At 46.0% G+C, this 1,094-nt stretch carries 1 protein-coding gene; it reads left to right on the top strand.

The window, feature by feature from the left end:
• Window positions 1-1,094 (top strand): hemagglutinin repeat-containing protein (locus tag ACFIMC_RS03025; RefSeq protein WP_375680824.1); only part of this gene is annotated, 1,094 nt, incomplete at both ends.

Below are 1,094 nucleotides of genomic sequence, written 5' to 3'. Positions count from 1 at the left end.
GGTACAAACCCGATGCAAAGCAATGATGAACAGAGCGGGAATATCACCATGGGAGCAGGTAAAGATATCACTTTTGAAAGTGCGCAAAACACACAAAGCACACAAAATCATACGCAAAGCGCTTCAATGAATGTTGGGTATAGTTATGGTACCGGTGGTCCAGGGTGGATGGGGAATGCTTCTTTTGGTAAAGGCAAGGGTTCCAGTGAGGAAGTGCATCACAAGAACAGCCATATTATAGGCACTGGCACTCTTCATACCATAAGTCAGGGAAACACCATACTGGCAGGCGCCGTGGCTTCTGCAGACCATGTAGAAATGGAAGTAGGGGGTGATTTCGCCATTACCAGCCGCAGTGATACGGGACAAACTTCCAGCAAGCAAGACTCTTTTTCTATTGGGTTTAATGGTGGAAAAAAGGATGATGCAGCCACAACCAATATTTCCTTGAACAAGGATAAATCCTCTAGCGATTATCATAGTGTTGTGGAGCAATCAGGCATCAAAGCCGGTGATGGCGGTTTTAAGATCAACGTTAAAGACAAAACGACCCTAACTGGGGGGCTTATTGCCAGCACTGCGCCGGCAGAAAAAAACAGCCTGACCACAGGAAGCATTAGCACCAGTGATATCAGCAACGGTGCGCATGCGCAAGCTAGCAGCCAAGGTTTAAGTATTTCTGCCGGTGGTCCGATGTATCAGGGTAAATATGGTGTCGGGAAAAACATTGCCAAAAATGTCTTAGATCATTCAAAAGCCCAAGATTCAGAGGAAGGATACACCAAATCCGCCATTAGCGATGGCACCATTGTCATTACTGATGAAGCTGGGCAGAAGGCATTGACAGGGCAAGATGTGGAACAAGCCATAGCCTCCCTTAATCGTGATACTGCCACCGCCCATAAGGGTGTACAACAGCTCGATGCAGGCAAGCTGGAACAAATCGTCCATGAAAACCGTGAAATGGCAACCCAACTTTTAGAAGAAGGATTTAAATACAGTGATGACTCCTATAAAACCATGTTTATCAAAGAGCACCCCATCGCTGTGGTCGACCGTGATGAAAAGGGTAATATAATCTATGAAATAGATGC

The organism is Bartonella sp. AP21QHHD, assembly GCF_042196205.1.
Taxonomy (GTDB): Bacteria; Pseudomonadota; Alphaproteobacteria; order Rhizobiales; family Rhizobiaceae; genus Bartonella.
The sequence above is the reverse complement of the archived record's forward strand: the minus strand, read 5'-3'. Positions and strand labels throughout refer to the sequence as shown.